Origin of the sequence: Imperialibacter sp. (assembly GCF_040222815.1) — a bacterium.
Taxonomy (GTDB): Bacteria; Bacteroidota; Bacteroidia; order Cytophagales; family Cyclobacteriaceae; genus Imperialibacter.
The window spans coordinates 154,560-181,102 of sequence record NZ_JAVKCH010000019.1; the positions used below are offsets into that span (position 1 = coordinate 154,560).

Consider the following 26,543-nt stretch of genomic DNA (forward strand, 5'->3'; position numbering starts at 1 on the left):
TACCAATAATATTTGTTTTCAGCAGAGCCATCGTGGCTGATTTCCTCATTCATTATTACTAATCTTTTATTTTCCAGTGGCAAATATCGTAGCAATTGTAGGCAGGCCCAACGTCGGCAAATCCACTTTCTTCAACAGACTGATAGAGAAGAAAAAGGCCATTATGGACAACGAACCCGGCGTAACCCGGGATCGCCACTACGGCTACGCCGAGTGGATTGGTAAATATTTTACGGTGATTGATACCGGCGGATATGTGGTGGGGTCGGATGATATTTTTGAAGCTGCCATCAGAGAGCAGGTAGTGGAAGCGCTCGAAGAGGCCTCGGTTATCCTGTTCATGGTTGACTGTGGTGAGGGCGTTACGCCATGGGACAGAGACTTCGCCAACGTCGTGAGAAGTGTCAACAAGCCCGTGCTATTGGTGGCTAACAAAGCCGATAACACGGAGCGAATTTTTGCTGCGAATGAGTTTTACGAGCTGGGACTGGGAGAACACATGTTTCCTATTTCTTCCAATAGCGGTTCCGGCACTGGAGAGTTGCTTGATGAAGTAGTAAAGCATTTTGAGGAAGATGGTGACGAAGATCCGGGAAAAGACATTCCCCGTATTGCTATTTTGGGAAGGCCCAATGTGGGCAAATCTTCTTTTCTGAACATGCTGGTTGGCAAGGATCGCACCATTGTAACCAACGTGGCGGGCACCACCCGTGATGCTATCGACACCCGCTATACCCTATTTAACAAGGACTTTATTTTGACCGACACTGCTGGTATTCGCAAGAAAGCCAAGGTGAAAGAAGACATTGAATTCTTCTCTGTGCTGCGATCCATTCAGGCCCTTCAGGACAGCGACGTGAGTATTGTCATGATCGATGCAACACTTGGCCTGGAAGCGCAGGATATGAGCATTATCAACCTGGCCCACAAGTACAAAAAAGGCATCATGATCATGGTGAACAAGTGGGACCTGGTGGAGAAGGACGAGAAAACCGCCGACAAGTTTACCAAAGCCATGATAGAAAAGCTTGGCGACATGGCGTATGTGCCCATTATATTCACGTCTGTAGTAACCAAGAAGAGAATTTTTCAGGCAATTGAGTTGGCCATGGAAATCCACGAGAACCGAATAAAAAAGGTTGCGACCTCCAAGCTGAATGATATTATGTTGAAGGAAATAGAAAAATTTCCTCCGCCGTCTGTCAAAAGCAAAATTATCAACATCAAATACATCACGCAGCTTCCGACAAAGACGCCCTCATTCGCCTTTTTCTGTAGCAACCCTCAGTACATCAAAGAATCCTATCAGCGGTATTTAATAAACAAATTGCGTGGTCACTTTGGCTTTACCGGTTCGCCCATTACGTTGTTTTTCAGACAGAAATAGGGTAGTTTTATCCTATGAAAAAATTGTTAGCAATACTTTCAGTCGCTTTCATGATCAGCTCATGCAGCGACCGGCGTGACGACAATCGGTTCAGTATAACTGTAGAAGCCAGCACCGACGAAATTGAGGATATCATCAACGAAGCCCTCAACGACGTGGAGGAATCGCTCGACGATGCCATGGATGATGTGGAGGAGATCAGGATCGAACTGGAGGATGGGCTCGACGATATCGTGATCAAAGTGGACGTGTCCGACAGAGATGTGCGAAAAATAAGAGAGCAAATCAGGAAAGAGCTTCGCAACATCCATCGTGATTTAAAGGATGTGAAAATCACCATTGAAAGAGACGTAGAAGACTTACCTTAAGCCCGCTTGCAGTCACAGTTTGCAGTTTTCGAAAAATACCTGCCGCCAAAGGCTTCCCGGTATTGCTTTGACCTTTGGGTGAAGCATGGCTTCACGCTAAAGGTGGTCAAAGGCCGCTCCACCAAACTGGGCGACTTCCGGTTCAACAAAGGCAGGAAGCCTATCATTACGGTCAATCAAGACCTCAATCCCTACGCTTTTACAGTAACCTACCTGCACGAGGTAGCCCACCTGCAGGCTTTTGAAAAATATGGCCGACGAATAGCCCCTCATGGTGCTGAGTGGAAAAATACTTTCAAAGAAGTGCTGTTTCCCATGGTGGAAGCTGGAGCGTTTCCTGATGAATTGGGTTTGAAACTCCGTCGCCACCTGGCTAACCCCAAAGCCGCTTCCTGCTCCGATCCTGCCCTCATGATGGCCCTTTCCAAATATGACGTGCACAAATCAGGCATTCTGCTGGCTGAGCTTGTCATTGGTGAGGAGTTTTTGCTGGAATCACGCCATTTCAAAAAAGAAGGCAAGAAGCGCACCCGCTCCATTTGTCTGGAGATGAAAACGGGGAGAAAGTATTTGATTTCGGAAGTGGCGAGGGTGGAGAGGTTGGGGTGATAGTGACTTATTTTCTTTAACTTATTGAGCGAGGGGCATTTTTTAGTTTTACTAAACGTCCCCAAAAACCAACCTTTTCGCTATGGGTTACATGGGATTCGGAATGCGTAGGGAAAATTACACAAGAAAGCCCAAAAAAGCATTCAAGAAACTTAAGCAAGTGTATGGAGATGATGTTGATTTACCAAAGTCTAACATCAATACTCAGACTGAGAAGCCAATCTCTTTTGAAAGACATTCTTATATGCCGTTTGACAGAAGCCGGTTTTATTTACTATTCAAGGTAATTCTTCTCGGGACTGTGGCAGCTACAGTTGTTTGGACAGTTTTTCTTCAACATCACTACATTGATTACCGACGTGGTAAATTTGAGCAGAATGAATTTCCTGCTTATTATAAGCACGAGTTAGCTGAATTTGACGCCATCTTTTCCTTCCTGAAATCGAGAACCAATAGGATGATATCTGCCAACTATCGGGAATGGCGAAATGACTATACGCTTAGGCTAAAACATTTCGAGTTATCTAGATCAAAAGGGATGCAGAAGATAAATTATAGCAATTTCGAAGGGTTGACGCCAACTCGGGAGCGACGTCAAAACAACGACGAGATTTTCAGTGGAACGTTGACAATTGAACGGGAAGGTTATCTGTCAAAGACATACCAAAACCAGTGGGTGTATACACTCAATGACGTGACGATTGAGCAGGTTCCGAATTCTGTAGTGGAGTATTTGGAATCTGACAAGGGGGAGTTTACTGAATTCTTGGAAAAGCTTAAGCTGGTTAAAGAGTACGTATACATCGAAGACGATTCTGTCTGTACTTATTTCAGTCATGATACCTATGGCTCTTATCGTTTGGTTTATACTACTCACGAACTGAAATCGACGAGTATTATGCAGGGATCATTTGAGCTTCGTACCATCGTGGGAAAACTGGATAAAAATATTTATTGGCTGAGGTCTGAAAAGCAACTACGATCTCAAAAGTGATTTAAGAGGAGTTGTTGTAGGCAGAAACTAAAGGATGACCATTTCAGCCCTATCCTCCTCTGAATCTGCTGCTCCACCAATTGATAAAAGACTTTCGGCGTCAGCGTTCTCCAGTTGTCAATTTGGAGGGTGCCGCCGAAGTTGACGTAGGAATCGATATTGAAGTTTTTTCAAGGGTTAGTTTTTATGCCTCAGCAGACGATAGGCAAATGATTTCTGCAAGCATGTTAGGTCGAACTGGACGTTTGTCTAGTAAGCTGCGATATTGTCCTTTCCGAGAGTTATAAAATAATGACCGTCGTCGAGCAGAGATTCAATGCGGGCTAAATTTTTCCTGAAATAATTGAGTAACTCCCTGTTGGAAGAATTCCCGAGTTGGATAAATAATACTTTTGGAGGAGCGCCTTGCAGCAAGTAATTGTTTTTGAAGTCTTTGTCCTTGGTGACGACAACTCTATTTTCCTCTATTGCGATATCCATAATGCTCCTGTCGCCCAGAAACTGACCATCTGGAAAGTCGGCGGCAGTGTGTTTTGAATCGAAACCTCTTTCGTTCAGCAACTCAGACAATAGCGGGGGTAATTGCGTGTCGACAAGAAAACAATGCATGTCAATGCACTACTGGAATGATTGTTCTTGGGTCGGAAATCCTTACAGCATATTCAAGACATGCTTTTATATCATCTTCCTCCAAATATGGATAGTCCTTAAGTATTTCTTCGTGGGTCATGCCTGAAGCCAACAGACTCAATAAGTCGGTAACGGAAAACCTCATGTTTCTGATGGTCGGTTTGCCGCCACAAACTTCTGGATTCAATGTAATTCTATGTAGAAGTGATTTCTCCATGCTACTAATAACAACAATAAATTTACAGAAAGTTCTGGATTTTGCATCATGAAGTAGCGTTGAGTACTAGTCACTACCCCCCGATCCTCCTCTGAATCTGCTGCTCCACCAATTGATAAAAGACTTTCGGTGTCAGGGTTCTCCAGTTGTCAATCTGTAGGGTGCCGCCGAAGTTGACATAGGAGTCGATATTGAAGTTTTTCATTTCATCGAGCACAAAGTCCCGGAAGCCAACCATGGCAATCCAGCCATCTTCCACTTCCTCAAACCATTCTTCGTAGTAGGAGTCGTCGGAACCATGGAAATTGAGCACATTCTCACCTATGAGGATGAATTTGTTGATGTCGTACCGCTCGAAGTGCTCAACAATGTTCCGCTTCAGGTGCATGATGTCGTTATGAAGGGCATCGTTCCATTCGCCAATGAACTCAAAAACGACATAGCCCTCTTCGTAATCGGCATAGAGAATTTTCATGTACAGCGTTTCGGATCCCATATAATCCCAGCCGGGGGCCAGGTAATACCCGTAAACAGTTTCAGAGTAAACGTCGTAGTTGTATTCTTTCCCTTCAAAAGGGGAGTTGGGATCCGTGGAAGGGTCGTAGTAAGTAAGCCACCGGTAAAAGGGCTCTAGCTCATGCATGCGTTGGATAATTGTCTACAGCACCTCGCACTGAGCCATATTTCTGTAATAGCTCGGCAGCCAGCGGTTCTTCGATTTTCAGCTCATCCATCACCATGCTCACTCCCCGTTGCACCAGCTTTTCATTGCTCAGTTGCATGTCCACCATTTTGTTGCCTTTCACGTGCCCCAGCTGTATCATCACCGTGGTACTGATCATATTGAGCACCAGCTTCTGCGCCGTTCCGGACTTCATGCGGGTGCTGCCAGTCACAAATTCTGGCCCTACTACCGCCTCGATAGGATATTCTACTGCTTCAGCCAGCTTAGTGCCAGCGTTGCAGGTAATGCAGCCAGTAAGCAATCCTTTTTTTCTCGCCTCAGACACACCACCAATTACATAAGGCGTTCTGCCAGATGCGGCAACTCCTATAAGTGTGTCGTTTGGTGTTGGCTTGTATGCCTCAAGGTCTTTCCACGCCTGATTCGGGTCATCTTCAGCATGCTCTACGGATTTTCTGATGGCTTTGTCGCCGCCGGCCATAATACCCACTACGACATTAGGCGAAACGCCATAGGTAGGCGGACATTCGGAAGCGTCCACAATCGCCAACCTGCCGCTGGTGCCGGCACCAATGTAAAACAGTCTGCCGCCTTCTTTCATCCGTGGTACCATCTGAGCGATCAGCACCTCGATTTGTGGCAATGCTTTTTGTACCGCCAAAGGCACGGTTTGGTCTTCCTTGTTGATGTTGGTCAACAGCTCCAGAACAGACATTTGTTCCAGGTGATTGTAATATGAACTGCTTTCGGTGGTGCTCATACTTTGCTTGTTCCAAAAGTTCTTTCCTGATGATACAGCGTGAGGCCAGCAATAGGGCCCTCAATGATGTTTTTGACAGTAATACCCTGATCGCTTGCTGCCTGGCGCAGGATATTGCCATAATAGAAGGCCACCGACCCAGTGAAGTGCACGGGAAGTTTGTCGTGGTCTTTGTAAGACATGACTATCTCCGTGAAGAATTCGGTGAACGAATCGTAGACCAGCTTGTAGACATACGGCTCCTTGATGTGGTGCATCAGGAACTTCATGAAGCTGGCCAGAAACCTGGATGGGTACTTCTTTTTGTACACGTTTTCAAGCAGGTCTTCTTCCGTTAATGCAAATCTTTTGTTGAACGCCTCCTGCAAAGTGGAAGGGAGCCTGTTTCTGATGGCTGCTATGAGTAACTTTTTGCCCATGTTGGCACCGCTACCCTCATCGCCCAGCACATAGCCTAGTGAGGGTACTTGTGCGGCAATTTTTTCACCGTTGTAATAGCAGGAGTTGGAGCCTGTGCCCAAAATGCAGGCAATGCCTGGGTCGTTGCCACATAGTGCCCGTGCGGCGGCTAAAAGATCGTTGTTAACTTCAATGGCGGCGTCAGGGAAGAAAGGCCTGAGTACTTCCGCTACCTTTTTGTTTTTTTCCACGCTTCCGCAGCCAGCACCATAAAACGCCAGCTCGGTTATTTTGTGAGCCCCCACCACTTGAAGCACATGTTCCTGCACTCCTTTTCGAAGGTCTTCATCTTCCTGAACGTAGGGATTGTAACCCTCAGAGCTGGCTTGCTTGATTTGGCCATCTTCCGTTATCAAACGCCATTCTATTTTTGTTGCCCCACTGTCTGCAATTAGAATCATTGTGTTTGGGTGTTTTCATGCCCGGACAAGCGCCCAATGCATTTGAATTTATCAAAAACTGAATCAGTGTGTGGCGCATCGGGTAATTCACCGGTAAGATCCTGCCCTGCCCAGTGTTCGTAGTGTAGTCCGGTTCGCCAAAGCCTGGAAAGGCTCACATCGTAAATGAACCCCTTGTAGGCAATCCAAACCTCTTCCCTGTCCTGTCCGTTGCGAAGCGCCAGCTGATTGGCTGTAAATATCGGCAATAAATTTGAATTATCCATATTGTGTGCGCACACAATTCAATTTTAGGCTGTTTTTGATTTTTTCAATTTTATGGCCCAACTACAGATTTAGACGTCAGGTTCCACTTTCAGGCAAGTTAATTAATTCGAAGTGCCGCATTCACTTCGGTTTAAATATTATACTATTATTAATCATTCTCTCATTTTATTAGATGAAACAGCGAATTAAGTGCTGTTTTGCTTCGTTCTCGACAACAAACTATTGGTTTCTTTGTCATTTGCACTTAATTTCATGACTCAACTAAACCCAAAACAATGAAAAAACTAGTTTACTGCCTGTTAATAGCTGTATTAGCGGCCTGTAGTACCCCGAAGGAAGAAAGGAAAGATATATCGGCCATGTCGGATGCCGAGTTGATGGCCTACGCAGACACACTTGCTCATAAATATATACTGACTGATGGCCACGTTGATTTGCCCTATCGAATGAAGGTGGCGGGTTTTATCCTAAAAAAGGAAGTTATGGACGTTTCAGTTCGTACCCCGGAAGGCAACTTTGACTATGTGCGGGCAAAGGAAGGCGGCCTGGATGCGCCTATGATGTCGATTTACATTCCATCGAGCTATGGAGTAACGCAAGAAGCCAAAGACCTCGCCGATTCGCTTATTGCCATGGTAGAGAAGCTGACAACCACCTATCCCGACAAATTTGCATTGGCCAAGACGCCTGCTGCAATTGAAGAGAACTTTAGGGCAGGGCTGATATCGCTGCCGATGGGTATGGAAAACGGAGCTCCCTTAATGGAAGACCTGGCCAACGTGGCGTACTTCGCTGAAAGAGGGATCAACTATATCACGCTTACTCACGGCAAAGACAACCAGATTTGCGACTCCAGCTACGATACCACTTATACCTGGAATGGCCTGAGCCCATTTGGTGAGGAGGTTGTGAAGGAAATGAACAAGCAGGGCATTATGGTGGATATTTCGCATGTGTCGGACAGCACATTTTATGATGTGATGGCGCTGACTGACGTGCCTGCCATCGCTTCTCACTCATCTTGCCGGTATTTCACACCAGGTTTTGAGCGCAATATGTCGGATGAAATGATCAAAATGCTGGGTGAGAATGGTGGTGTGATCCAAATCAACTTTGGGTCGAGCTTTCTTTCCGATGAAGTGAGAGAACAAAGCGAAAAAGTAAGGGAGCACATGACCAACTGGTTGGCTGAAAATGGATTGAGCTACAGAGATTCTACTGCGCAGGCTTATATGAAGCAATACGTGGCAGATTCTGCCATCAACCTGTTTGCCACTGTAGGCGTGGTGGCCGATCATATTGACCATGTGGTAGAAATAGCTGGTATTGACCACGTCGGTTTGGGCTCCGACTACGACGGCGTGGGTGACTCGCTGCCAACTGGCCTTAAAGACGTTTCTGAGTTTCCTAACCTGATTTACGAACTTTTGAAGCGGGGCTACACTGAAGAGGATATTGCCAAGATTTGTTATCAGAACGTGTTCAGGGTTTGGAACGCAGTGCTTGACAAATCTAAAGAACTGAAGGGTGCCTGACCCCCACAAAGAATTACAGGATGACCTGGCAAGCAGCGATGACGGCCAGGTCATTTTTATTTTGGAGGTAAATAATTACGGAACTGTCTTCGGTGTCAAATTCTTTTGGCAAGGAAAGTGAAACTTCTCCAGCCGCCTGTGCTGCTACTGCATGAAACTCCACAACTACATTTTTGTGGGTCAGCGTTCGTCCTTTGTTCTCTCCCCTCGGTACTTGGTTTTCTGCCTCCTTTTTCACCAGGGCGAAATTGATCAATGTCTGGTTAGGTGCTCTGTCCAGGGCATATTTAACCAGGAGCTCTTCGCCGTTGTCAACGACTGACGCTTTTAGTGAGTAACTGGCTGGTTCGGACAAAGCAGTTTTGATGGCGCAATCCGCTTCCTTCCGGGAAGAACCCACAAATTCAACTTTTCCATTTACCACCATTTGGGGGGTGTAGGCATTGCCAGCCTTTAGTTTGTTGACATAGTTGCCTTGTCGAACGTTGTACTTGGAGCTGGCGTACGGGTCTTTCCAGCCAAGGTAGTCCCAGTAACTTACGTGAAAAGACAAACCGAAGACGGGCTCGCCCTTAGCGGAGGCTTCCTCGATAATTGAGTTAAGAAGCTGATCCGCAGCCGGACAACTCGAGCAGCCTTGCGAGGTGAACAGCTCAATGACGGCAAAACCTCCACTGCCGGAGGTGAACAATGGGGTGTCTTTTTCAACGAAAGGCTTCGAGCTTAGAAAAGCTGTAAGTCCCACTGCTAGCACAACGCCTATAGCAATTGCCCACTTTTTCATGATGTAAAGGTACAGAGCAGAGGCCTCGCATGCTGTAAGGTGGCTGACAATCAGCAAAAGAAGTCTTATAACCTCTTCAATTAGGAATTTAATATGATAACCTCTACATTTCGGAAAAATATAAATCATGAAGAAAACACAGCTGGGGGAGTTTGAGGAAATTGTGCTGCTGACTATTGCTGTATTGCATAATGACGCTTATGGTGTGTCAATAAAAAACGAGCTGGAGAGCAGGCTGGGTTATGGCACCAGCGTAGGTGCGCTGCAAACAGCGCTAAAGAGGCTGGAAGAGAAAGGCTATCTCGACTCAGCATGGGGCGAAACCTCCAACGTGCGTGGAGGCAAGCGGAAGAAGTATTACAAAATTACGGCCTCTGCCCAAAGAGCTTTACAGGAGATCAAAGACATCCGTGCCCAGCTGTGGTCTGACATACCATCGATGGTTTTAAAATTTATGTAGCCCATGAGATCCCCTCAATTTGTTCCACCTCGCCTGCCGATGCGATTTTTCAGGGCAATCTGTAAAGCAGATTTTCTAGAAGAGATTGAAGGGGATTTGTTGGAAATATACGAGCAAAAGGCACAGGAGAATTCTCGTTCGAAACTCAGGTGGCTCTTTATTTGGGAGATCACCCGACTCATCCGACCGAAACTTTTAAAGTCAGTTATTCCGTCATCAGTAAATCCATTTTTTATGTTTCAGGATCATTTCAAGGTAAGCTACCGCAATCTGCGTCGGCAAAAGGGCTACACGCTGATCAACCTTCTGGGCCTTTCGCTCGGAATTGCCTCTGCCATTCTGCTATTCCTTGTTGTCAGCTACGAAAAATCGTTCGATGGTTTCCATCCCAACAGTGCCCGCATTTACAAAATCGGTGAGATGGAAAACGGCGGGGAGCCTGATTACCTCACCAAAACGCCCCTGACCCCCAAACTCAAGACCGACCTGCCCGAGGTGGTGGCCGCAACCCGGTTTGCAGGGTGGGACAGTCCGTGGCTCGAAGCTGAGCATGGGCGAATTCAGGAGACAATCAAGTTTGTGGACGAAGATTTTGCCGATATGTTTGGCTTCGCAGTGCTGGAGGGTGACCTGAAGCAAACGCTGGCGACCAAAGGCGAGATGGTCATTACAGAAAAAAAGGCCCGGGAGCTCTTCGGCGATGACAGGGCGGTGGGAAAACAGGTGAAAGAAGTGCTTGGCGACAAAACATGGATAGTGGGCGCCGTATTGCAAGACATCCCAACTCATTCGACCATCCAGTTCAGCATCCTGTCGGGTTGGAGCAATATTCCCGGCTACCTCGCCGACCCCGAGCTGGCCAACTGGTACAACACCTTTATGACCGCATATGTGATGCTGGACGAGTATGCTACTCCACAGCAGCTTGCCGATAAGCTTGATCAGATCGTGGCCGACAATTTTTTGCCAGCTGGCAATGCTACCAGCATTCATTTGCTCCCACTAAAAAGCTCCAGGGCAGTGGAGGCCAACAACGATATGGTCATCAACCTTCTGGGCATAGTTGCAATCATCATTCTTGCCATTGCGTCGGTGAACTACGTGAACCTGGCCTCTGCACAAGCGCTTGTGAGAATCAAGGAAGTAACGATACGGAAGGTGCTTGGCTCTTCCAAAAGGCAGCTTGTTTCTCAGTTTTTGGCAGAAGCTTTCATAGTGAACTTTCTGGCTACCCTGGCAGCCTGGTTGATGCTGTTTTTTGCCATTCCTTACATGGAAGAAATATTCTCTATTGCCTTTACCTATACCTCGGGCGGCTGGGCAGTCATGGTTGGCGCAACGCTCTTTTTTTCCATGCTTCTTGGTATGGCAAGTGGGCTTTTTCCAGCTCTGCTGATCACCTCCATCAAAGCGACAGATGGGCTCAAGGGAAAGAGTAGCAACAAAGGCACCAATCCTGTTTTCAGGAAATGGCTCCTGACATTTCAGTTCGCTGCTTCCATCTTAATGATCGTAGGGACGGTGGTGATTTGGAAGCAGATCACCTTTATGAAAAACCAGAACCTGAACTTCGACGATAGTCAGGTGTTGGTAGTGCCCCTGTCGGAGCAAGACTTTCCCGATATTGAAAAAGCCATGCAGCGTGTTAAAGTGATGCAAGAAGCGCTTGCGACCGAACCTGGTGTAGAGGTGGTGACCAGGGCCCAAAATGTACCCGGCCGTTACTGGCAAAACTACAATCGTTTTAGCGATAAAGCTGATCCAACGATAGTTCACAGCTTGCGACAGTCGTATGTTGGCGCTAACTACTTCCCTGCACTGGGCGTTAGCTTCGTCGAAGGCCGCAACTTCGATGCTACCCGTGCCGGTGACACCGCTGCGGTCATTATCAACAGAAAGGCTATGCAGGCATTTGGTTGGCAGAATATTGAGGACAAAACACTCTGCGAGGGCGGAGAAAATGGATGCAAACTCTACAAAGTGATAGGTGTAACGGAAGACTTCCACTATCAATCCCTGGCGGGTGAAGTTCAGCCTCTCATTCACTTTTTGGATAATGTGTATGGCAGCCTGATCGTGGTCCGGTTCCAGCCTGGCAAAACATCCTCAGTGCTGGCTCGGGTGGAAAAGGAGTGGAATGGGCTGGAGTCGCTGAGTAGTTTCGATTACTTTTTTCTCGATCAGGAGTTTGCCGGCATGTACAGAGAGCAGGAAAGGATCGGCATCTCAGCAGCCTTCTTTTCTATTCTCGCCATCGTCATTGCTTCGCTGGGCTTGTTCAGTGTGGCGTCGTTTCTTATTCGTCGCAAGCGCAAGGAGATAGGCATAAGGAAGGTGATGGGGGCATCTTTGTCCGAATTGGCTGTGTCGCTGATAAAAGGCTATTTGCTTTTGGTTTTGGTTGCCTTCACCATCGCTACCCCAGCTTCATATTACCTGATGAGCGAATTTTTGCAGGGCTTTGCCTATCACATAGCTTTGGATCCAACAATATTCGTGATTGCAGGCGGGCTCGTTTTGTTGTTTGCCATGATCAGCGTTGGGCTCATTGTATTAAGAGCGACGAAAGAGAATCCAGTGCTAGCGCTGAGGGATGAGTAAACTATGCTGAATTGAATGCTAGAAGGTGATCTTCTGGCGTGGCCGATTACTGATTGATGACATAGCCATAGAAGATGAGTATGGCGAGGATCGATAGCACGAGGCCGCCGATGCTTGCACCAAACACGGCCATGCCGTAACCACTCTGATTCTTTTTTCTTATGCGTTGAATAGCGATCAGCCCGGTGGTTAGGGCGGAGGCAGCTGCTGCTAAGAACAAAAAGGAGCCAAGAGCGGGGTACGAAAGAGGTAAAAGAAAGAGTGCAATAGTGGCCAATGCTGAGAAGAAACTGATTTGCGCCAAACTGCTGGTTTTTTGAATGGTGCTATTTCTGGGAGATAGTTGGGAGGTGTCCCTTTTGAGGATTTCCGGGTCGATCGGTACAATGGATGAATCAGAGGGACTTCCCGCAAGACCCAGATTTAAATTTTTGGCTTTGAACTCCGGAGAGTATAGCGCTTCTTTTTCTTGCTCTTTTTCGAAATACGTCAGCGTATCAAAAAAAGGATCTTCTTCCTCTGCACCTGGCACAAATTTATTTGAATGGATTTTTTCGGACTTTTTTGAAAAGGGCAAGTGAAATTGATACGGTTTAGGGGCTTTACATTGGATCAAAATCACTAAGAAAAGCAAACCAGCTACTACTTGCCTCATTGAGCATATTTATTTTGCAGCCAAAATAATAAATAGTCCGTCACTTTTAACGCCTCACGCAACTCGATTTTTGAAATTTACCTCTTCCTATTGCCAGTGTGCTCAAATACTATAGTAATCAATTTGGGCGAGATTGATTAACGTATATCAAGGCCAAAATTGCCAGAGCAAATGCCAGCGCCCCAATACATATTCCAAAAATGGCTAAATGCTTGCCCATTTCATGATATTTTTTGATCTGGGGAAGGGCTATTATGCCAGTTGCTATGGCAATAACCGGGAGCGAGAGAGCCAATATGGCGCCGATGGGCGATGAAAATGATAAAAACACGTATAAAAGTATGAGCCCAATAGCAGAAAAAAAGCTCACGTGTGCAAGCGCATTGGGTTTCGGGTCGCCCTCATCAGGTACAGTGGCGGAGTTGTTACTAGCATCATTTTTTGGTTGTTTTTTGTGTGGGGGGCTAACAGAGGGAGGTTTTTTAGAAACGATGAGAGGCTTTTTTTGGCTGCCTGGTCTTTCATCATGTGAGTAAAGATTGACACTATCTTGTCCGCTGTTAAAGTTTCCGGGTGTAGTGGCGTTGGGCATGAGAGAATCGACCGCTGCATTCTGGTAGCCTATATAGTTTGATGCGGAAGCGTAGAGTGATGCGTTAGTGCTTGTGGGTGGAGGTGAGAATATGTAATAGCTTCTGGTCTTGCAGTGAGTGAACAAAAGCCCAAAAAGTAGAAATGGAATAATCTGCCTCATTTGGCAGGCAAAATACAGTCGAAAAGGATAAATAGGTGCCTTGGGGTTACTTTATTTCCTTCTCATACTTCTTGGGCGCATACAAAAACCCAAAAGCTCTTGCTCCTTCTTTCGTATGCACTTCGTGGTGCACGTGGTGGGCATGCATGATCCGCTTCATGTATTTGCTTTTGGCTTTGTACTTGATCTTGATGCGTCGATGCACAATCACATCATGGAAAATAAAGTAAAACAGGCCGTACGCCAGAATGCCAAAGCCCACGAACATCAGCCAGCGAATTTCGGGAAATTCGGATCCAAAGACTATACAGGCAATGGATGGGATACTGAAGACAAGTGCAAAGAGATCATTTCGCTCTAGTGTGTGGTTGTGCAGCTTGTGGTGCGATCTGTGCCACGTCCATAAAATCCCATGCATGATGTATTTATGAGTAAACCAGGCCACAGCTTCCATAAAGAAGAAAGTGCCTATGACAAGAAAGGTGTAAAACAGCCAGATCATTCGAAGAAATTCTTACCAAAGATAATCAATAAGTCAGCAACTCATCTCTCACCGATTCCATCAGCCACATGGGCGTGGAGGTGGCTCCGCAAATGCCGACAGTATCGCCGGGCTTAAACCATTGTTTCTCCAACTCAGCAGCGTTGCTGATGAAGTGCGTGTCGGGGTTGGTGTTTTTGCACACCTGATAAAGCACTTTGCCGTTCGACGACTTTGTGCCTGACACAAACACAATCTTGTCAAAATGCCGGGCAAAGTCTCTCAGTTCCTTATCTCTATTCGACACTTGTCGGCAAATGGTGTCATTGGGATTCACTCTTATGCCGGCTTCGGTAAGCAAGCGGGTGATTTCATAGAACTTATCAGTACTTTTGGTAGTCTGGCTATATAGTGTCAGCTCCCTTGGCAGCGACGGGATGTCTAATTCGGCGATGTCCTGAAAAACCACTGCCTGATTGTTAGTTTGGCCAAGTAGCCCGACTACTTCGGCGTGACCAGGCTTGCCGTAGATGTAGATCGTTTCCTTTTTATCGAAAGAGTTCTTGATTCTGTTCTGAAGCTTGAGCACCACCGGGCAGGAAGCATCTATGAGCTCAAGGTTGTTGTCAACGGCCAAAGAATAGGTTGATGGCGGTTCACCATGCGCCCTGATCAACACTTTGGCGTCCCTGATGTCGCCTAACTCGTCGTGATTGATAATCTTCAGGCCTTTCTTTTCAAGCCGCTTCACTTCCTCGTCGTTGTGTACAATATCGCCTAAGCAAAACAGCCTACCTTCTTCCTCCAGAATGTCTTCAGCCATTTCAATGGCATATACCACTCCAAAGCAGAAGCCAGAATGAGGATCGATATTTACACGTAGGTTCAACATACTTTACTTAACCACCCAACTTCAATTATGTTTGAGACCAAATCTCGATTTAAAGAATTCGTAATATGTAATGTTCATGAGCAGCAGCAGTAGTGCATACACCGTGTCTTCAACAGGTATCGTCCAAATTCGTATTCCGACATTTTCTGCATTGTTGTACCATACAACCGGCGCCTCAGTCACTCCCCCGGTGAGGATACCATTGACCAGCAGAAAGGGGATAAGATGGATGAGGTATGCTACAAAGAAATGTCCCAGGTAGGCAGATTTTAATAAAAGCCCCTGAGCAAGCAACAGCAGCCCAGCGAATAGGAAATTATAGAAAGTGTAGTCTCTGTGAATGTTGAGGGCGGCCAGAATTATTAAGAAGACACCCAGCAAAGTCGCCAGCCAGTTTAGCTTTATGTTTAGCTTATTTCCTTTGTCAAAATAAACAACACAGTCATAAATAAATACAGATGCGAATGGGACGGTGAAAAAGAAGAGCCACTCTTCAATGGGGAGATGAAATAAAAAGAGCCCGGTGAGGTAGTCGGGGTTGAAGCCCCAAACGCCATCTTTTGTAAAGATGACATCCCAAACAATAAAGAAAGCGGCAGTGAGTAAGATGCCCGGAAACAGTGCCCTCCATCTGGAGGCATAGGCAATTCTTGGTTCGAATGACCTCAGTAAGGGAAACGAGACTGTGGCAATATGTAGCCAAAGATAGAGTGACATCAGAAGCCGTTTAAACTGTGCTTTAGGTAGGTTTGGAACAGCAAAATGATCTTCTTCGAGTCAGGTATCCTGATCCTTTCAGTCATTATTCTGGCAACCGGCAGCCTTTTAATCTTGCTGAAAAGTGTCAGGTAGTACACGTAAGCCAGGTACACGCCAAGCCGGGCGCCTTTGGGCAGCCTTTTGATGCCTTCATAGGCAGCGTCGAAGTCATCCTGTATATCTTCTTCGATTTGATTTTTACTGTTTTGAGAGAAGTTATTGAAATCGACTCCTGGAAAATAGGTGCGCCCTCTGTCTTTAAAATCGCTTTTGATGTCTCTTAGAAAATTCACCTTTTGAAAGGCCGCTCCCAGTCTTCGGGCAGGTGCTTTCAACGACTGGAATTGGTTGTCGTCCCCTTCGCAAAATACTCTCAGGCACATGAGTCCAACTACCTCTGCCGAGCCGTAGATATACTCCTGGTAGCCACTTTCGTTGTACTCATTCTGGAGAATGTCCATTTCCATGCTGTGCAGAAAGGCGTCGATGAGTTCGTTCTCTATTTTGTATTGATTGACGACGGACTGAAACGAGTGAAGTATAGGGTTAAAGCTTAGCTTCTCGTCAATAGCATCGTAGGTGTCTTTTCTAAATCTTTCCAGTAGCACCTTTTTATTGTGGTCGTGAAACGTATCTACGATTTCGTCGGCATACCTGACAAACCCGTAAATGGCAAACACTGGATCTCTGAATTTTTTATGGAGCGTTTTAATCCCAAGGGTGAAAGACGTGCTGTAGCGCTCCGTCACCAGCTGGCTCACTTTTAATGCGGTGCTGTCAAAAAGATCTATGTGGTTCATAGTGTTACTATTATCTGACAAAGTCTTTTTTTATTTCATTGGCCACCACCTGGCCAGAAATAAGCGTCGGGGGCACACCCGGGCCGGGTACTGTCAGTTGCCCAGTATAATATACATTTTTTAAATGTCTGTTTTTTAAAGATGGCTTCAGAATCGCCGTTTGTTTCAAAGTATTGGCGAGGCCGTAGGCGTTTCCTCTGAAAGCGTGGTAATCCTTTATGAAATCGTTGTGTGCATAGCTTTGTTTAAAAATCACATGGTTTTTCACTTCCTGCCCGATTAAAATCTCCAGCCTGTCCATAATGATGTTGTAGTATTTTTCCCTCGTTGCTTCATCGTCTTTCAGGCCTGGTGCTACCGGGATGAGCAGAATAAGGTTTTCGCAGCCTTTGGGGGCCACGGTGTCATCTGTTACAGAAGTGGCAGATAAGTAGAATAAAGGATTGCTTGGCCAATCCGGCGTTTCATAAATTTCTTTCGCATGAGGGCCAAAATCCTCGTCGAAGAACAGCATGTGATGGGTAATATTTTCTAGTTTCTTGTTCAGCCCGATGTAGAACAAAAGGCTGGAAGGAGCCATGGTTCTTTTCTCCCAGTATTTTGGGGTATAATTTCTGTACTCATAGTCGAGCAGGTGCTGGTCTACATGGTGGTAATCGGCACCGGCCACCACCACATCAGCTTTGAAGGCACCTTTGGCGGTAAGCACACTTTCAGCTTTCCCATTTTTTGCCACTATTTTCTCCACTTCATGGCCGGTCAGGATTTTTACACCCTTTTCCTCTGCCAGGCTCACCATTGCCTCGATGACTTTGTACATGCCACCCTCCGGGTACCACGTGCCCAGCGACATGTCGGCATAATTCATCAGGCTGTACAACGCTGGTGTGTTTTCTGGGACAGCGCCAAGAAAGAGGACAGGGAACTCCATCAGCCGGATCAGCTTGTCGTTGGTGAAGAATTTTCGAACGTGACTATGCATGCTTTGGAACACATCCATTTTCACCAGACCTTTTAAGAGCCGGGGATCAATAAACTCGAACAGTGAGCGGCTTGGTTTGTACACAAGGTCATTGATGCCAACTTCATACTTGTATTCTGCCTGGGAAAGAAAGGACTGCAATTTTTTTCCCGCACCCTTTTCAAGTGATTCAAAAAGAGCCTCCAGTTCGCTCATTTTGGCAGGCACCTTCATGTGGTCGTCCTTATCAAACACGACGGTGTAAGACGGGTCGAGCCTTTTCAAATGATAGTAGTCGGAGGGCTTCTTACCGAAAAGTGCAAAATACCGATCAAAAACATCAGGCATCCAATACCAGGAGGGGCCCATGTCAAACATGAAGCCGTCTGCTTCAAGTTTCCTTGCTCTGCCTCCAATCGTTTTATTTTTTTCTAGTAAAGTGACATTATGGCCCTGATCAGCCAGGCAAGTGGCTGCTGATAACCCCGCAAAACCTGAGCCGATAACGCAAATATCCAGTGCTGGCATAAATTAGAAGCTGTGAGCGTAATGAGTCAATTTAGCTTTTAATTCCTTGCGGGCAATGTGAATACGGTTTTTAACGGTACCAATCGGAATTTGTAGCTTCTCGGCAATTTCGTGGTATTTGAATCCCCGGAAATACATCATGAACGGGCTTTTATATACATCATCCACGTTGTCGAGTGCTGCTTCGATGTCCTCCCTTGTAAAGCTGGAGTAGACGTCGTTTTGAACACTGCTTGCTGATGAGTTGATATAGTGCAGGTTGTCGGTGGTGTCGATAAAGGTGTTCCTTCTTACCATTCTTTGGTAGTTGGTAATAAAGGTGTTTTTCATGATTGTGTACAACCAAGCCTTAATATTGGTGCCAGTGGCAAATTTGTCACGGTTTTTGAATGCCTTCAGCATTGTTTCCTGAATGAGGTCATTCGCATCTTCCATGTCCCTGGTTAGCTTCAGTGCGAATGGTTTCAATGATCCTGACATTTCTTTAAGAGTGTAATTGAATTCTAAAGCCGTCATATCGGTCAGTTATTTTGTTTAATCAAAAGTACAAATATTTAAACAAACTGCAATGTTTTGTTTAGTTTATTTTTTGTTTTGTTAAACAAAATGAAGTTAGCACTGGTCTACGACTCCTGGTACGGCAGAAGCAATGCAGGCGGTTTCGTATCTGCGGATGCTTGTGGATACAGGTTTTATAAGAAAAGGGGGAAACTTAGGGCTTTGAGACTACTGCACTTCGGCGTTGTGCTCTTCAACAAAACTTGTGATCTGCTCCGACCGGGTAAAAATGATCACATTGTCGGGGGTTTGAATATCCTGCCCTATTACCTGATAACCGGACAGAAGAATGGTCGATTCAGGAAAGAGACCTGAAAGCTTGTTGACATAGCCCTGCACCTGATCAATGCCAGGAACGGATGTGAGGATAGAAAGGATAAATTTCGGTTTGTGCAGGTTGTAGACAGAAACCAGATCCTGGAGAGGCAACGACTGGCCGAGGTAAATGCTCTTATTGTGCCTTGACCTAATCACGTAGTCGGCAAAAAGGAGGCTCAGCTCATGAAGCTCGCCCTCTGGGAGGTAAAGGAGGTACTTTTTTGCATTTGTATATTCTGATGAATACTGCCCATCGATTGCAACAATTAGCTTTTGACGGATCAGGTTAGAAATGAAATGCTCTTGCGCCGGGGTGATGCTTCCTGTTTGCCAAAGGACGCCGATTTTAGATAGAAATGGATAGACGATATTAAGCATCGTCTTTTCGAACCCGAGCTTTAAAATGTTAGACGACATGATCTTTTCGAACCTGTCTTCGTCCATATCAATCATCGCCAAAGTGAGTGCATGAATTTGCTCTGGAAAACGCAGGTGTTTCTCAGTCAGCAATAGCACTTCCTCGGCTATTTCCTGAGAACTCATGTCGGCAATGCGAGAAATCTTGAATCCGTTGTCTTTCAACAACGAAACATTGAGGATAAGCTTCAAATCGAGATCGTCGTAGCTCCTTATATTGGTTTCGGAGCGGCTGGGTTTGATAAAATTGTACCGTTGCTCCCAAATCCGGATGGTGTGGGCTTTGATGCCAGATAAATGCTCGAGGTCTTTGATTGAATAGTTGCTCACTTACTTAAACGTTATCGCACTCTAATTTAAACGTGATCTTATAATCGGTTTATGATGAGACAAACTTAATGCTCAACTAAAATGTTTGAAAAACTTTGTTAGCCCAGGTAGCCAACGAGCGCAAAGAAAGATGCCTGAGACAAAATAACGTATTTGGCTAGCTCATTTTTGTTTTCAAAATCAAAATGGTAAAGTATGCTATGGAGCACAAAGGCAAGTGCTCCCCAGCTAACATAGTTTTGAATTGGAATGCCCGACCCCTGCCAGCTCCAGTAGTCCGACATAATAGCTACCGGCTCCAGCAATATATCCAATCCCACCATTAGCAATGCACCAGCCAGTGATGCGAGCCACTTGTTGTTGATGGAGCGTGTAAGAGAAGCTGTGCATACTACCAGTATCAGCCAGTTGGTGCCGATAAGCAAAGGCACGCCGAAAAGCTTGGGCCCTAAAGTGGCTCCGTATTCGTAACTTCCGAATGGCCAGCCGGTTTGTACGCCAACTACCTCACTAAAAAAGGCGATCAGAAAACACACCAATGCATAGGCGTAGAAGGAAGGGGTTTTGTTTTGCTGAAAAATGATCACAAGCGCTGCCACTATCAAAAGGTTGAGAGGTGTCAGTTGCCTCATCAAAGGTGCCCACTCTGGTAACAGCATGCCAATAGTGCCAACCAAATGAAGTACCACAATTACCAGTGCCGCCTTGTTTTTACTGCTCATTATTCAAAGTTAGAAAGGTAAACTTGCCGCTGCTTGTTTGGTTTGAAAATAGTGCAGAATTTGCCAACTTGTTTAACAGTCTACCCCTGCTGAAGGGCTGAATTTATGGTATTATACAACGTCACGGTTAATATAGAATCAGTAGTTGAAGAAGAATGGCTGCATTGGATAAAGTCAATTCACATTCCAAAAGTAATGGCTACAGGTAAGTTTGTTGAGAGCAAAATATTCAAGCTATTGCACGACGAAGGGGATGGGAGTGCCACATACAGCGTGCAGTTTTTTGCAGCTTCTGTAAAGCAGGTAAACGAATACCTCGAAACCTATGCCCCGGCGCTGGTACAAGCTCATATGGAAAGGTATAAAAACAAACACGTAGCTTTTCGAACGCTTATGGAGGAGGTGTAGTAATTGCTGTTCTGCCCATGCACCATCCCATTGCTAATCAAAGGAAGTAGTAGTAGTTTTATTAGCTAAATTCACTCTATACTACTTTCGTTATGATCAAGCAGTTCAATATGAAGGCCCTTTATGGGGCATGCCTGTTTTTTCTTTTTCTTGCCTCCTGCGAAAAGCCTGTAGAGGAAAAAATCATTGACCTTCCACGAGGCGTTCCGGAAGCAGAGGGTGTGCCCTCCTCCAGCATTCAGGCCTTTCTTGAATCAGCTGACACCAGCAAGCACGAATTCCACAGTTTCATGTTTCTTCGGCATGGGAAAGTGATCGCAGAGAGCTGGTGGAGCCCTTATGGGCCAGAGCTGCCTCACACCATGTACTCTACAAGCAAAAGCTTTACCTCAACGGCCATTGGTTTTGCGGTCACGGAAAAATTGCTAACTGTCAACGACTCGGTTATCTCATTCTTTCCCGAATATGTTACCGATAGCGTGAGCGACTTCATGGCAGCTCTCACGGTCAAAGACCTGCTCACCATGTCGGTGGGGCAAGATCCAGACCCGTCGGCCACCATACCTGGCGACAGCCTCTGGGTAAAGTCATTCCTTTACACGCCCATCATCAACAAGCCGGGAACAAAATTTCTCTACAATTCGATGGCTACTTATATGCTGTCGGCTATTGTCACTAAAGTAACAGGGCAAAAAGTCATCGACTATTTGAAACCAAGGCTGTTCGATCCTTTGCATATACAAGGAATCGACTGGGAGACTGATCTGGTGGGGAACAACACCGGAGGCTGGGGGCTCAGGCTGAAGACGGAGGACATGGCTAAATTTGGACAGCTTTTGCTCCAAAAAGGTAAGTGGAACGGCGAGCAAATTCTTTCGGAAGAGTGGATAGCTGAAGCAACCTCTTTCAAAATACAGCAGTCGCCTGAGTTACCAGCAGAGACAAAAGCAAAAAGTGATTGGTTGCAGGGATATTGCTACCAGTTTTGGCGGTGCCGGAACAATGCGTTTCGGGGCGACGGTGCTTTTGGCCAATACATCATCGTGATGCCAGATCAGGACGCAGTCATTGCCATTATGTCTGAAACATCAGATATGCAGGGAATCTTGAACATGGTTTGGGATCAGTTGCTGCCAGCGATGTCCGACGATGAGCTGCCCGTTGATGCGGCGGCCGTTGCATCGCTTGAAAGAAAGGTTGCCTCACTGGCGCTCACGATTCCTTCCGCAAGCCTTGCTTCCACTTTGGAGGGAGCTATTTCCGAAAAAGTTTTTGAGCTGGACTCAAACGGAAGGAACATTGAAAGTATTCAATTCCAGTTTGGAGCGACAGGTAGTAACGTGGTGATGAAATACAAGGACACCACCTACGCTATACCCATTGGATGGGGGGAGTGGAAATTTTCACAGACACAAAGACCAGGCCCATATTTGGTAGCTAGAGCGAAAAATGCGTTGAAAGGATTGCCACCATTCAAAGTGGCCGCAGCCTATTCCTGGACTGAGGAGAACGTGCTGGAACTAACACTGCGGTACATTGAGAGTCCGCACACCGAGACGATTATTTGCACCTTTGAAGGAGAAGATGTCATGCTTGATTTCAAATGGAGCTTTGCGCCAACTATGAAGGCACCGGTGATAGAAGGAGAACTGGTGGAGGCACAGTAAGTTGGTTAAAAGTCGAGATGGCAATTGAGCCATCCGTCGTCAAACCTTGTGTCGTACTTTTTATAAAAATTGATGGCAGGTTCATTCCAATCAAGAACCTGCCACATCATACCTGTGCAACTCGTATCTTTTCCTTTTTGAATGGTGGCGTCGAAGAGTTGTTTACCAATTCCGCTTCCTCTTTCCGATTGGGTGACGACGATGTCTTCGAGGTAAATCCTCTTACCCTTCCAGGTTGAGTAGCGGTAATAGTACAAGGCAATGCCGACGACGGTTGCGCCTTTCTCCGCCACAAAAAAGCCGAAGACCGGATGCTCGCCAAAACCATCGGCTGCCATTTGTTCAACGCTGTTGTTGACTTCATGAAGCGCCTTCTCGTATTCCGCCAGCTCTTTTACAAGCTTGAGCACCTGCGGTAGGTCTTCAGCGATGCCTTCACGTATGTTAACTTCCATGGTTAAACGGTATAATTCTCTTTGTTACCTTAAATGTATAGACATCCTCATCTCAATGAAATAAAAAAGGGGCCAAAATGCCCCTTTCATTTAATACATCAAGCCAGCTGCTATTTACATTGCTTTTTTTGCTACTTCAGGCACAACACCCATGTTATACCAGGTAAAAGAGTAAAGATCAGCGGCTTCTTCTATAATTTTGGAAGTTGGCTTTCCGGCCCCATGACCTGCTCTGGTTTCAATTCGAATCAACACCGGATTGTCGCCAGCCTGCTTGGCTTGTAGCTGAGCGGCAAACTTAAATGAATGAGCAGGCACCACCCTGTCGTCGTGATCTGCCGTGGTAACCAGGGTCGCAGGATATTTTACACCTTCTTTCACATTATGAACAGGGGAATAACCCAGAATATACTTGAACATCTCCTCTGACTCCTCTGAGGTGCCATAATCGTAAGCCCAGCCGGCGCCAGCTGTGAAAGTGTGATAGCGAAGCATGTCCATTACGCCTACTGCAGGGAGTGCCACCTTAAATAGCTCAGGCCGTTGTGTCATAGTAGCACCCACCAGAAGCCCGCCGTTAGAGCCACCGGCAATAGCCAGGTAGTCGCTGCTGGTATAGCCTTCTTTGATCAGGTACTCGGCTGCACCTATAAAGTCATCAAACACATTTTGCTTTTTCATCTTGGTACCAGCCAGGTGCCATTCTTCGCCGTACTCTCCACCACCACGGATGCTGGGTTGCGCATAGATGCCGCCGTTTTCCAACCATACAATCCTGGAAACACTGAAGCCAGGTGTCATGCTGATATTAAACCCGCCATAGCTGTAAAGGTAGGTGGGGTTCTTTCCATTTTTTTCAACCCCTTTCTTATAGGTGATAAACATAGGGATTTTGGTGCCGTCCTTGCTGCTATAGAAAACCTGCTCGGTAGTGTAGTCTTCGGGGTTGAAGTCGACCTTCGGTTGCTGATACAGGCTGGATTTCCCTGAGGCAATGTTATAAGAGAAGATTGAGCTGGGATAGGTGAACGATGTAAACGTGTAATAGATGTCGGTGTCACTTTCTTCCCCTCCAAAGCCATAAATGCTTCCAATGCCAGGCAGTTCAACGTCTCTTTCCAGCTCACCCTTTCGGTTGTATTGTTTGATTTCAGACTTGGCATCTACCAGGTACTCTGCAAAAATTTTCTTTCCGGCAGTGCTCGCACTGAGTACGTTTTTCGTTTCGGGAATCACATCTGCCCATGTGGCTGGTGTTGGATCAGCAAACGAGGTCTTCACAATCCTGTTGTTGGGTGCGTCCAGATTAGTGAAGATAAATAGGGTCTCTCCGTCGTTGTCGATTACATAGTGCTCTTTGTCTACATTGTCAACAATTGGCTTTATTGGGCTGTTGGGAACCGTTAAGTCCTGAATGTAGAGTTCATTGCCAGTAGTACTAACAGAAGCGGAAATAACCAGGAAACGCTCATCTTCCGTCAGATTAGCTCCTACGTAGCGCCGTGGAAATTCGGCCCCACCCAGAATCAGCTTGTCGCTTGCCTGAGGCTCGCCGAGCTTGTGGAAGTACAGTTTGTGGTGTTGAGTCTTACCCGACAGCACGCTCCCATCTTTAGGTTTGTCATAGCTGCCGTAATATACGCCTTCGTTGCCTCTCCATGAAAAGCCGGTGAACTTCAAGTCTCTCAAAGTATCTCCGACAAGCTCTTTCGTGGCAGTATTAAAAAGCACACCTTTTCTCCAGTCGGAGCCGCCGTCAGACAGCAACATGCCGGCAAGCGAGCCGTCTTTAGAAAAGCTCAAGCCTGCAAGAGAGACAGTTCCGTCGGCAGAGAACGTATTAGGGTTCAAAAACTCTTCCGGTTCGTCGCCAAGGTTTTTCACCCTGTAAAGAACGTTCTGATTTTGAAGCCCGTCATTCTTATAAAAGTAGTAGTAATCTCCACGCTTGAACGGGGCGTACACTTTTTCATAGTCCCAAAGCTTCGTAAGCCTTTCTTTCACTGCGTCTTTGAAGTCGATATTGTTCAGGTAGCCAAAGGTTACTTTGTTTTCAGCTTCTACCCATTGCGCAGTTGCGGCCGAGGTGTCATTTTCGAGCCACCGGTAGGGGTCTTCCACCTTAGTACCGAAGTATTCATCGACATGGGCCACGGTGTCCGTTTTCGGATAGGCAACAGGCTCTTCTTTTGGTGGCTGAGAGCAATAGCTGACAAAGCCGGCTAAGACGATAAGAATGAATAATTTTCTCATGGTTGAATGGGTTAAAGGGATAAAAGAAGCCTGAAAGGTTAGTTTCAGGCTTATGCGTTAAATTATTTCTTGATCATATTGAATCCTGTGTAGGGAACCAGCACCTTCGGAATCTTGATCCCATCGGGGGTCTGGTTGTTTTCCAGCATGGCTGCCAGTATCCTTGGCAGGGCCAGGGCACTTCCGTTCAGCGTGTGAAGCAGTTCGGTCTTTTTGTCCACCTTACGCCTTAGTTTGAGCCTGTTAGCCTGGTAGGTCTCAAAGTTAGATACAGAGCTCACCTCCAACCATTTTTTCTGCGCCGCAGAATACACTTCGAAGTCGAAGGTAAGCGCAGAGGTAAAGCCCATATCTCCTCCGCACAGCTTCAGAATGCGGTAAGGAAGCTCAAGGTTTTTGATAAGCCGCTCTACATGGTTCTTCATTCCGTCAAGTGCCTTGTACGACTCCTCGGGCGTAGTTACCTGTACTATCTCCACTTTGTCAAATTGGTGTAGCCTGTTAAGCCCACGCACATGCGCTCCCCAGCTTCCAGCTTCTCTCCTGAAGCAGGGCGTATAAGCCACATTCTTCACAGGTAGCTCGTCATCAGCCAGAATTACATCCCGGTAAAGGTTGGTAATGGGCACTTCTGCTGTAGGGATAAGATACAAGTCGTCGGCGGTGGCATGATACATTTGCCCCTCTTTGTCAGGCAACTGGCCCGTTCCGTAGCCCGATTCTTTATTAACCACGATTGGTGGTCTCATTTCGAGGTAGCCTGCATCCAATGCCTGATCAATAAAGTAGTTGATCATAGCACGCACAATTCTGGCCCCTTGTTTCTTGTAAACAGGGAAGCCAGCTCCGGTTATTTTTATGCCAAGGTCAAAATCGATGATGTCGTACTCCTTAATGAGATCCCAATGCGGCTTGGCACTTTCCGGTAGCTTGGGTAACGTGCCTACCTGAAACACTACTTCATTATCTTCGGCTGTTCGTCCTTCCGGGACGCTTTCATGCGGCACGTTGGGAAGCTCATAGAGTTTATTTGTAAGCAGCTCTTCAGTAGATTCCAGCTCACCACCTAATTTCTTAGAAGTTTCCTTGAGATCTGATGTCTGTGATTTGATCTTCTCAGCTTCCTCTTTTTGGCCACTTTGCATCAACTGCCCAATTTGTTTGGCTAGTTGGTTCGCTTCTGCCAGAGCCACATCCATCTCTGTTTTCAGAGATTTCCGCTTGTCGTCCAGGGCCAGCACCTCGTCAATCTTTTCCTCTACCTCTTTCAGACCTCTTTTTCGGAGCCCGATTAGAACCTTTTCTTTATTAGCACGTATTTCAGAAACTTGTAACATTATGCCTAATTAGTTAAGTTTGCAAAAGTAAGAGATTTACAAAGAAATATTCAGGCTGGGTTCCGCTTAAATTCTCTTGTGTCTCCAGCGG

Annotated in this window: 29 protein-coding genes and 1 pseudogene; 10 read left to right on the forward strand and 20 right to left on the reverse strand. The window is 46.2% G+C overall.

Annotation, left to right across the window (positions count from 1 at the left end):
- Window positions 1-76 precede the first annotated feature (76 nt).
- The 4 genes from der to RIF36_RS08435 all read left to right on the forward strand — a co-directional run bounded on the left by der (window position 77) and on the right by RIF36_RS08435 (window position 3,358).
- Entirely contained in the window at window positions 77-1,387 is a 1,311-nt protein-coding gene (gene der / locus RIF36_RS08420; RefSeq protein ID WP_350124405.1) for a ribosome biogenesis GTPase Der, read from the forward strand.
- A gap of 14 nt (window positions 1,388-1,401) precedes the next feature.
- Window positions 1,402-1,755 (forward strand): hypothetical protein, encoded by a 354-nt coding sequence (locus RIF36_RS08425; protein ID WP_350124402.1) that lies wholly within the window; start codon window positions 1,402-1,404, stop codon window positions 1,753-1,755.
- A 6-nt stretch (window positions 1,756-1,761) separates the two neighbouring features.
- Window positions 1,762-2,364, forward strand: coding sequence for a transcription elongation protein SprT (locus tag RIF36_RS08430; RefSeq protein ID WP_350124399.1), 603 nt, complete (start codon window positions 1,762-1,764; stop codon window positions 2,362-2,364).
- 82 nt (window positions 2,365-2,446) lie between these two features.
- The gene (locus RIF36_RS08435; protein ID WP_350124396.1) at window positions 2,447-3,358 is read left to right on the forward strand and encodes a hypothetical protein; all 912 of its coding nucleotides are present in this window, start codon (window positions 2,447-2,449) and stop codon (window positions 3,356-3,358) included.
- Window positions 3,359-3,607: 249 nt separating this feature from the next.
- Here the strand turns inward: RIF36_RS08435 and RIF36_RS08440 are convergent, their stop codons facing one another.
- From RIF36_RS08440 to RIF36_RS08465, 6 genes are all read right to left on the reverse strand, one after another.
- Entirely contained in the window at window positions 3,608-3,967 is a 360-nt protein-coding gene (locus tag RIF36_RS08440) for a DUF5615 family PIN-like protein (protein WP_350124393.1), read from the reverse strand.
- A gap of 1 nt (window position 3,968) precedes the next feature.
- On the reverse strand, window positions 3,969-4,205 hold the full coding sequence (locus RIF36_RS08445; RefSeq protein WP_350124390.1) for a DUF433 domain-containing protein: 237 nt from the start codon (window positions 4,203-4,205) through the stop codon (window positions 3,969-3,971).
- Window positions 4,206-4,278: 73 nt separating this feature from the next.
- Window positions 4,279-4,848, reverse strand: a complete 570-nt coding sequence (locus RIF36_RS08450; RefSeq protein ID WP_350124387.1) for a hypothetical protein — start codon at window positions 4,846-4,848, stop codon at window positions 4,279-4,281.
- A complete protein-coding gene (murQ, locus tag RIF36_RS08455; RefSeq protein WP_350124384.1) occupies window positions 4,841-5,650 on the reverse strand; it encodes an N-acetylmuramic acid 6-phosphate etherase in 810 nt (269 codons plus the stop codon). The genes RIF36_RS08450 and murQ overlap by 8 nt, the downstream gene beginning before the upstream one ends.
- Window positions 5,647-6,510: an N-acetylglucosamine kinase gene (locus RIF36_RS08460; RefSeq protein WP_350124381.1), complete on the reverse strand. Its 864-nt coding sequence runs from the start codon at window positions 6,508-6,510 to the stop codon at window positions 5,647-5,649. The genes murQ and RIF36_RS08460 overlap by 4 nt, the downstream gene beginning before the upstream one ends.
- Window positions 6,507-6,776: a cytochrome b5 domain-containing protein gene (locus RIF36_RS08465; protein WP_151996227.1), complete on the reverse strand. Its 270-nt coding sequence runs from the start codon at window positions 6,774-6,776 to the stop codon at window positions 6,507-6,509. The genes RIF36_RS08460 and RIF36_RS08465 overlap by 4 nt, the downstream gene beginning before the upstream one ends.
- Window positions 6,777-7,052: 276 nt before the next feature.
- Between RIF36_RS08465 and RIF36_RS08470 the strand changes: the two genes are divergently transcribed.
- Window positions 7,053-8,312 (forward strand): dipeptidase, encoded by a 1,260-nt coding sequence (locus RIF36_RS08470; protein WP_350124378.1) that lies wholly within the window; start codon window positions 7,053-7,055, stop codon window positions 8,310-8,312.
- A 13-nt stretch (window positions 8,313-8,325) separates the two neighbouring features.
- Here RIF36_RS08470 and RIF36_RS08475 read toward each other — a convergent pair whose 3' ends face one another.
- Window positions 8,326-9,096, reverse strand: a complete 771-nt coding sequence (locus RIF36_RS08475; protein WP_350124375.1) for a DUF1223 domain-containing protein — start codon at window positions 9,094-9,096, stop codon at window positions 8,326-8,328.
- A gap of 127 nt (window positions 9,097-9,223) precedes the next feature.
- Here RIF36_RS08475 and RIF36_RS08480 point away from each other — a divergent pair, with 127 nt between their 5' ends.
- The 3 genes and pseudogenes from RIF36_RS08480 to RIF36_RS08490 all read left to right on the forward strand — a co-directional run bounded on the left by RIF36_RS08480 (window position 9,224) and on the right by RIF36_RS08490 (window position 12,157).
- On the forward strand, window positions 9,224-9,556 hold the full coding sequence (locus RIF36_RS08480; protein ID WP_350124372.1) for a PadR family transcriptional regulator: 333 nt from the start codon (window positions 9,224-9,226) through the stop codon (window positions 9,554-9,556).
- 3 nt (window positions 9,557-9,559) lie between these two features.
- A pseudogene (locus RIF36_RS08485) lies at window positions 9,560-9,745 on the forward strand (permease prefix domain 2-containing transporter); the annotation flags it as partial.
- 45 nt (window positions 9,746-9,790) lie between these two features.
- Complete coding sequence (locus tag RIF36_RS08490) at window positions 9,791-12,157, forward strand: ABC transporter permease (protein WP_350124706.1); 2,367 nt, start codon at window positions 9,791-9,793, stop codon at window positions 12,155-12,157.
- A gap of 46 nt (window positions 12,158-12,203) precedes the next feature.
- Here the strand turns inward: RIF36_RS08490 and RIF36_RS08495 are convergent, their stop codons facing one another.
- The 10 genes from RIF36_RS08495 to RIF36_RS08540 form a co-directional block, all read right to left on the reverse strand.
- The gene (locus RIF36_RS08495; RefSeq protein ID WP_350118429.1) at window positions 12,204-12,734 is read right to left on the reverse strand and encodes a DUF4190 domain-containing protein; all 531 of its coding nucleotides are present in this window, start codon (window positions 12,732-12,734) and stop codon (window positions 12,204-12,206) included.
- Between the two features lie 196 nt (window positions 12,735-12,930).
- Window positions 12,931-13,566, reverse strand: coding sequence for a DUF4190 domain-containing protein (locus RIF36_RS08500; protein WP_350124369.1), 636 nt, complete (start codon window positions 13,564-13,566; stop codon window positions 12,931-12,933).
- A 46-nt stretch (window positions 13,567-13,612) separates the two neighbouring features.
- A complete protein-coding gene (locus tag RIF36_RS08505) occupies window positions 13,613-14,068 on the reverse strand; it encodes a sterol desaturase family protein (RefSeq protein ID WP_226940346.1) in 456 nt (151 codons plus the stop codon).
- A gap of 25 nt (window positions 14,069-14,093) precedes the next feature.
- Window positions 14,094-14,939, reverse strand: a complete 846-nt coding sequence (locus RIF36_RS08510; protein ID WP_350073348.1) for a 4-hydroxy-3-methylbut-2-enyl diphosphate reductase — start codon at window positions 14,937-14,939, stop codon at window positions 14,094-14,096.
- A 21-nt stretch (window positions 14,940-14,960) separates the two neighbouring features.
- On the reverse strand, window positions 14,961-15,656 hold the full coding sequence (locus RIF36_RS08515) for a lycopene cyclase domain-containing protein (protein WP_350124366.1): 696 nt from the start codon (window positions 15,654-15,656) through the stop codon (window positions 14,961-14,963).
- Entirely contained in the window at window positions 15,656-16,498 is an 843-nt protein-coding gene (locus tag RIF36_RS08520) for a phytoene/squalene synthase family protein (protein ID WP_350124363.1), read from the reverse strand. The genes RIF36_RS08515 and RIF36_RS08520 overlap by 1 nt, the downstream gene beginning before the upstream one ends.
- 10 nt (window positions 16,499-16,508) lie before the next feature.
- Complete coding sequence (crtID, locus tag RIF36_RS08525; protein WP_350124360.1) at window positions 16,509-17,987, reverse strand: bifunctional phytoene desaturase/3,4-desaturase; 1,479 nt, start codon at window positions 17,985-17,987, stop codon at window positions 16,509-16,511.
- A 3-nt stretch (window positions 17,988-17,990) separates the two neighbouring features.
- Complete coding sequence (locus RIF36_RS08530) at window positions 17,991-18,503, reverse strand: RNA polymerase sigma factor (RefSeq protein ID WP_350124357.1); 513 nt, start codon at window positions 18,501-18,503, stop codon at window positions 17,991-17,993.
- Between the two features lie 210 nt (window positions 18,504-18,713).
- Window positions 18,714-19,610: a MerR family transcriptional regulator gene (locus RIF36_RS08535; protein ID WP_350124354.1), complete on the reverse strand. Its 897-nt coding sequence runs from the start codon at window positions 19,608-19,610 to the stop codon at window positions 18,714-18,716.
- Between the two features lie 98 nt (window positions 19,611-19,708).
- On the reverse strand, window positions 19,709-20,332 hold the full coding sequence (locus tag RIF36_RS08540; protein ID WP_350124351.1) for a carotenoid biosynthesis protein: 624 nt from the start codon (window positions 20,330-20,332) through the stop codon (window positions 19,709-19,711).
- A gap of 105 nt (window positions 20,333-20,437) precedes the next feature.
- On the opposite strand from RIF36_RS08540, the gene RIF36_RS08545 reads away from it, so the two are divergent.
- Together RIF36_RS08545 and RIF36_RS08550 are read left to right on the forward strand one after the other, a co-directional pair.
- Complete coding sequence (locus tag RIF36_RS08545; RefSeq protein WP_350097393.1) at window positions 20,438-20,740, forward strand: DUF4286 family protein; 303 nt, start codon at window positions 20,438-20,440, stop codon at window positions 20,738-20,740.
- A 92-nt stretch (window positions 20,741-20,832) separates the two neighbouring features.
- On the forward strand, window positions 20,833-22,407 hold the full coding sequence (locus RIF36_RS08550) for a serine hydrolase domain-containing protein (protein WP_350124348.1): 1,575 nt from the start codon (window positions 20,833-20,835) through the stop codon (window positions 22,405-22,407).
- A 5-nt stretch (window positions 22,408-22,412) separates the two neighbouring features.
- Here RIF36_RS08550 and RIF36_RS08555 read toward each other — a convergent pair whose 3' ends face one another.
- From RIF36_RS08555 to serS, 3 genes are all read right to left on the reverse strand, one after another.
- Complete coding sequence (locus RIF36_RS08555) at window positions 22,413-22,862, reverse strand: GNAT family N-acetyltransferase (protein WP_350124345.1); 450 nt, start codon at window positions 22,860-22,862, stop codon at window positions 22,413-22,415.
- A 114-nt stretch (window positions 22,863-22,976) separates the two neighbouring features.
- A complete protein-coding gene (locus RIF36_RS08560) occupies window positions 22,977-25,115 on the reverse strand; it encodes a prolyl oligopeptidase family serine peptidase (protein WP_350124342.1) in 2,139 nt (712 codons plus the stop codon).
- 62 nt (window positions 25,116-25,177) lie between these two features.
- A complete protein-coding gene (gene serS, locus RIF36_RS08565) occupies window positions 25,178-26,452 on the reverse strand; it encodes a serine--tRNA ligase (protein ID WP_350124339.1) in 1,275 nt (424 codons plus the stop codon).
- Window positions 26,453-26,543: the final 91 nt, after the last annotated feature.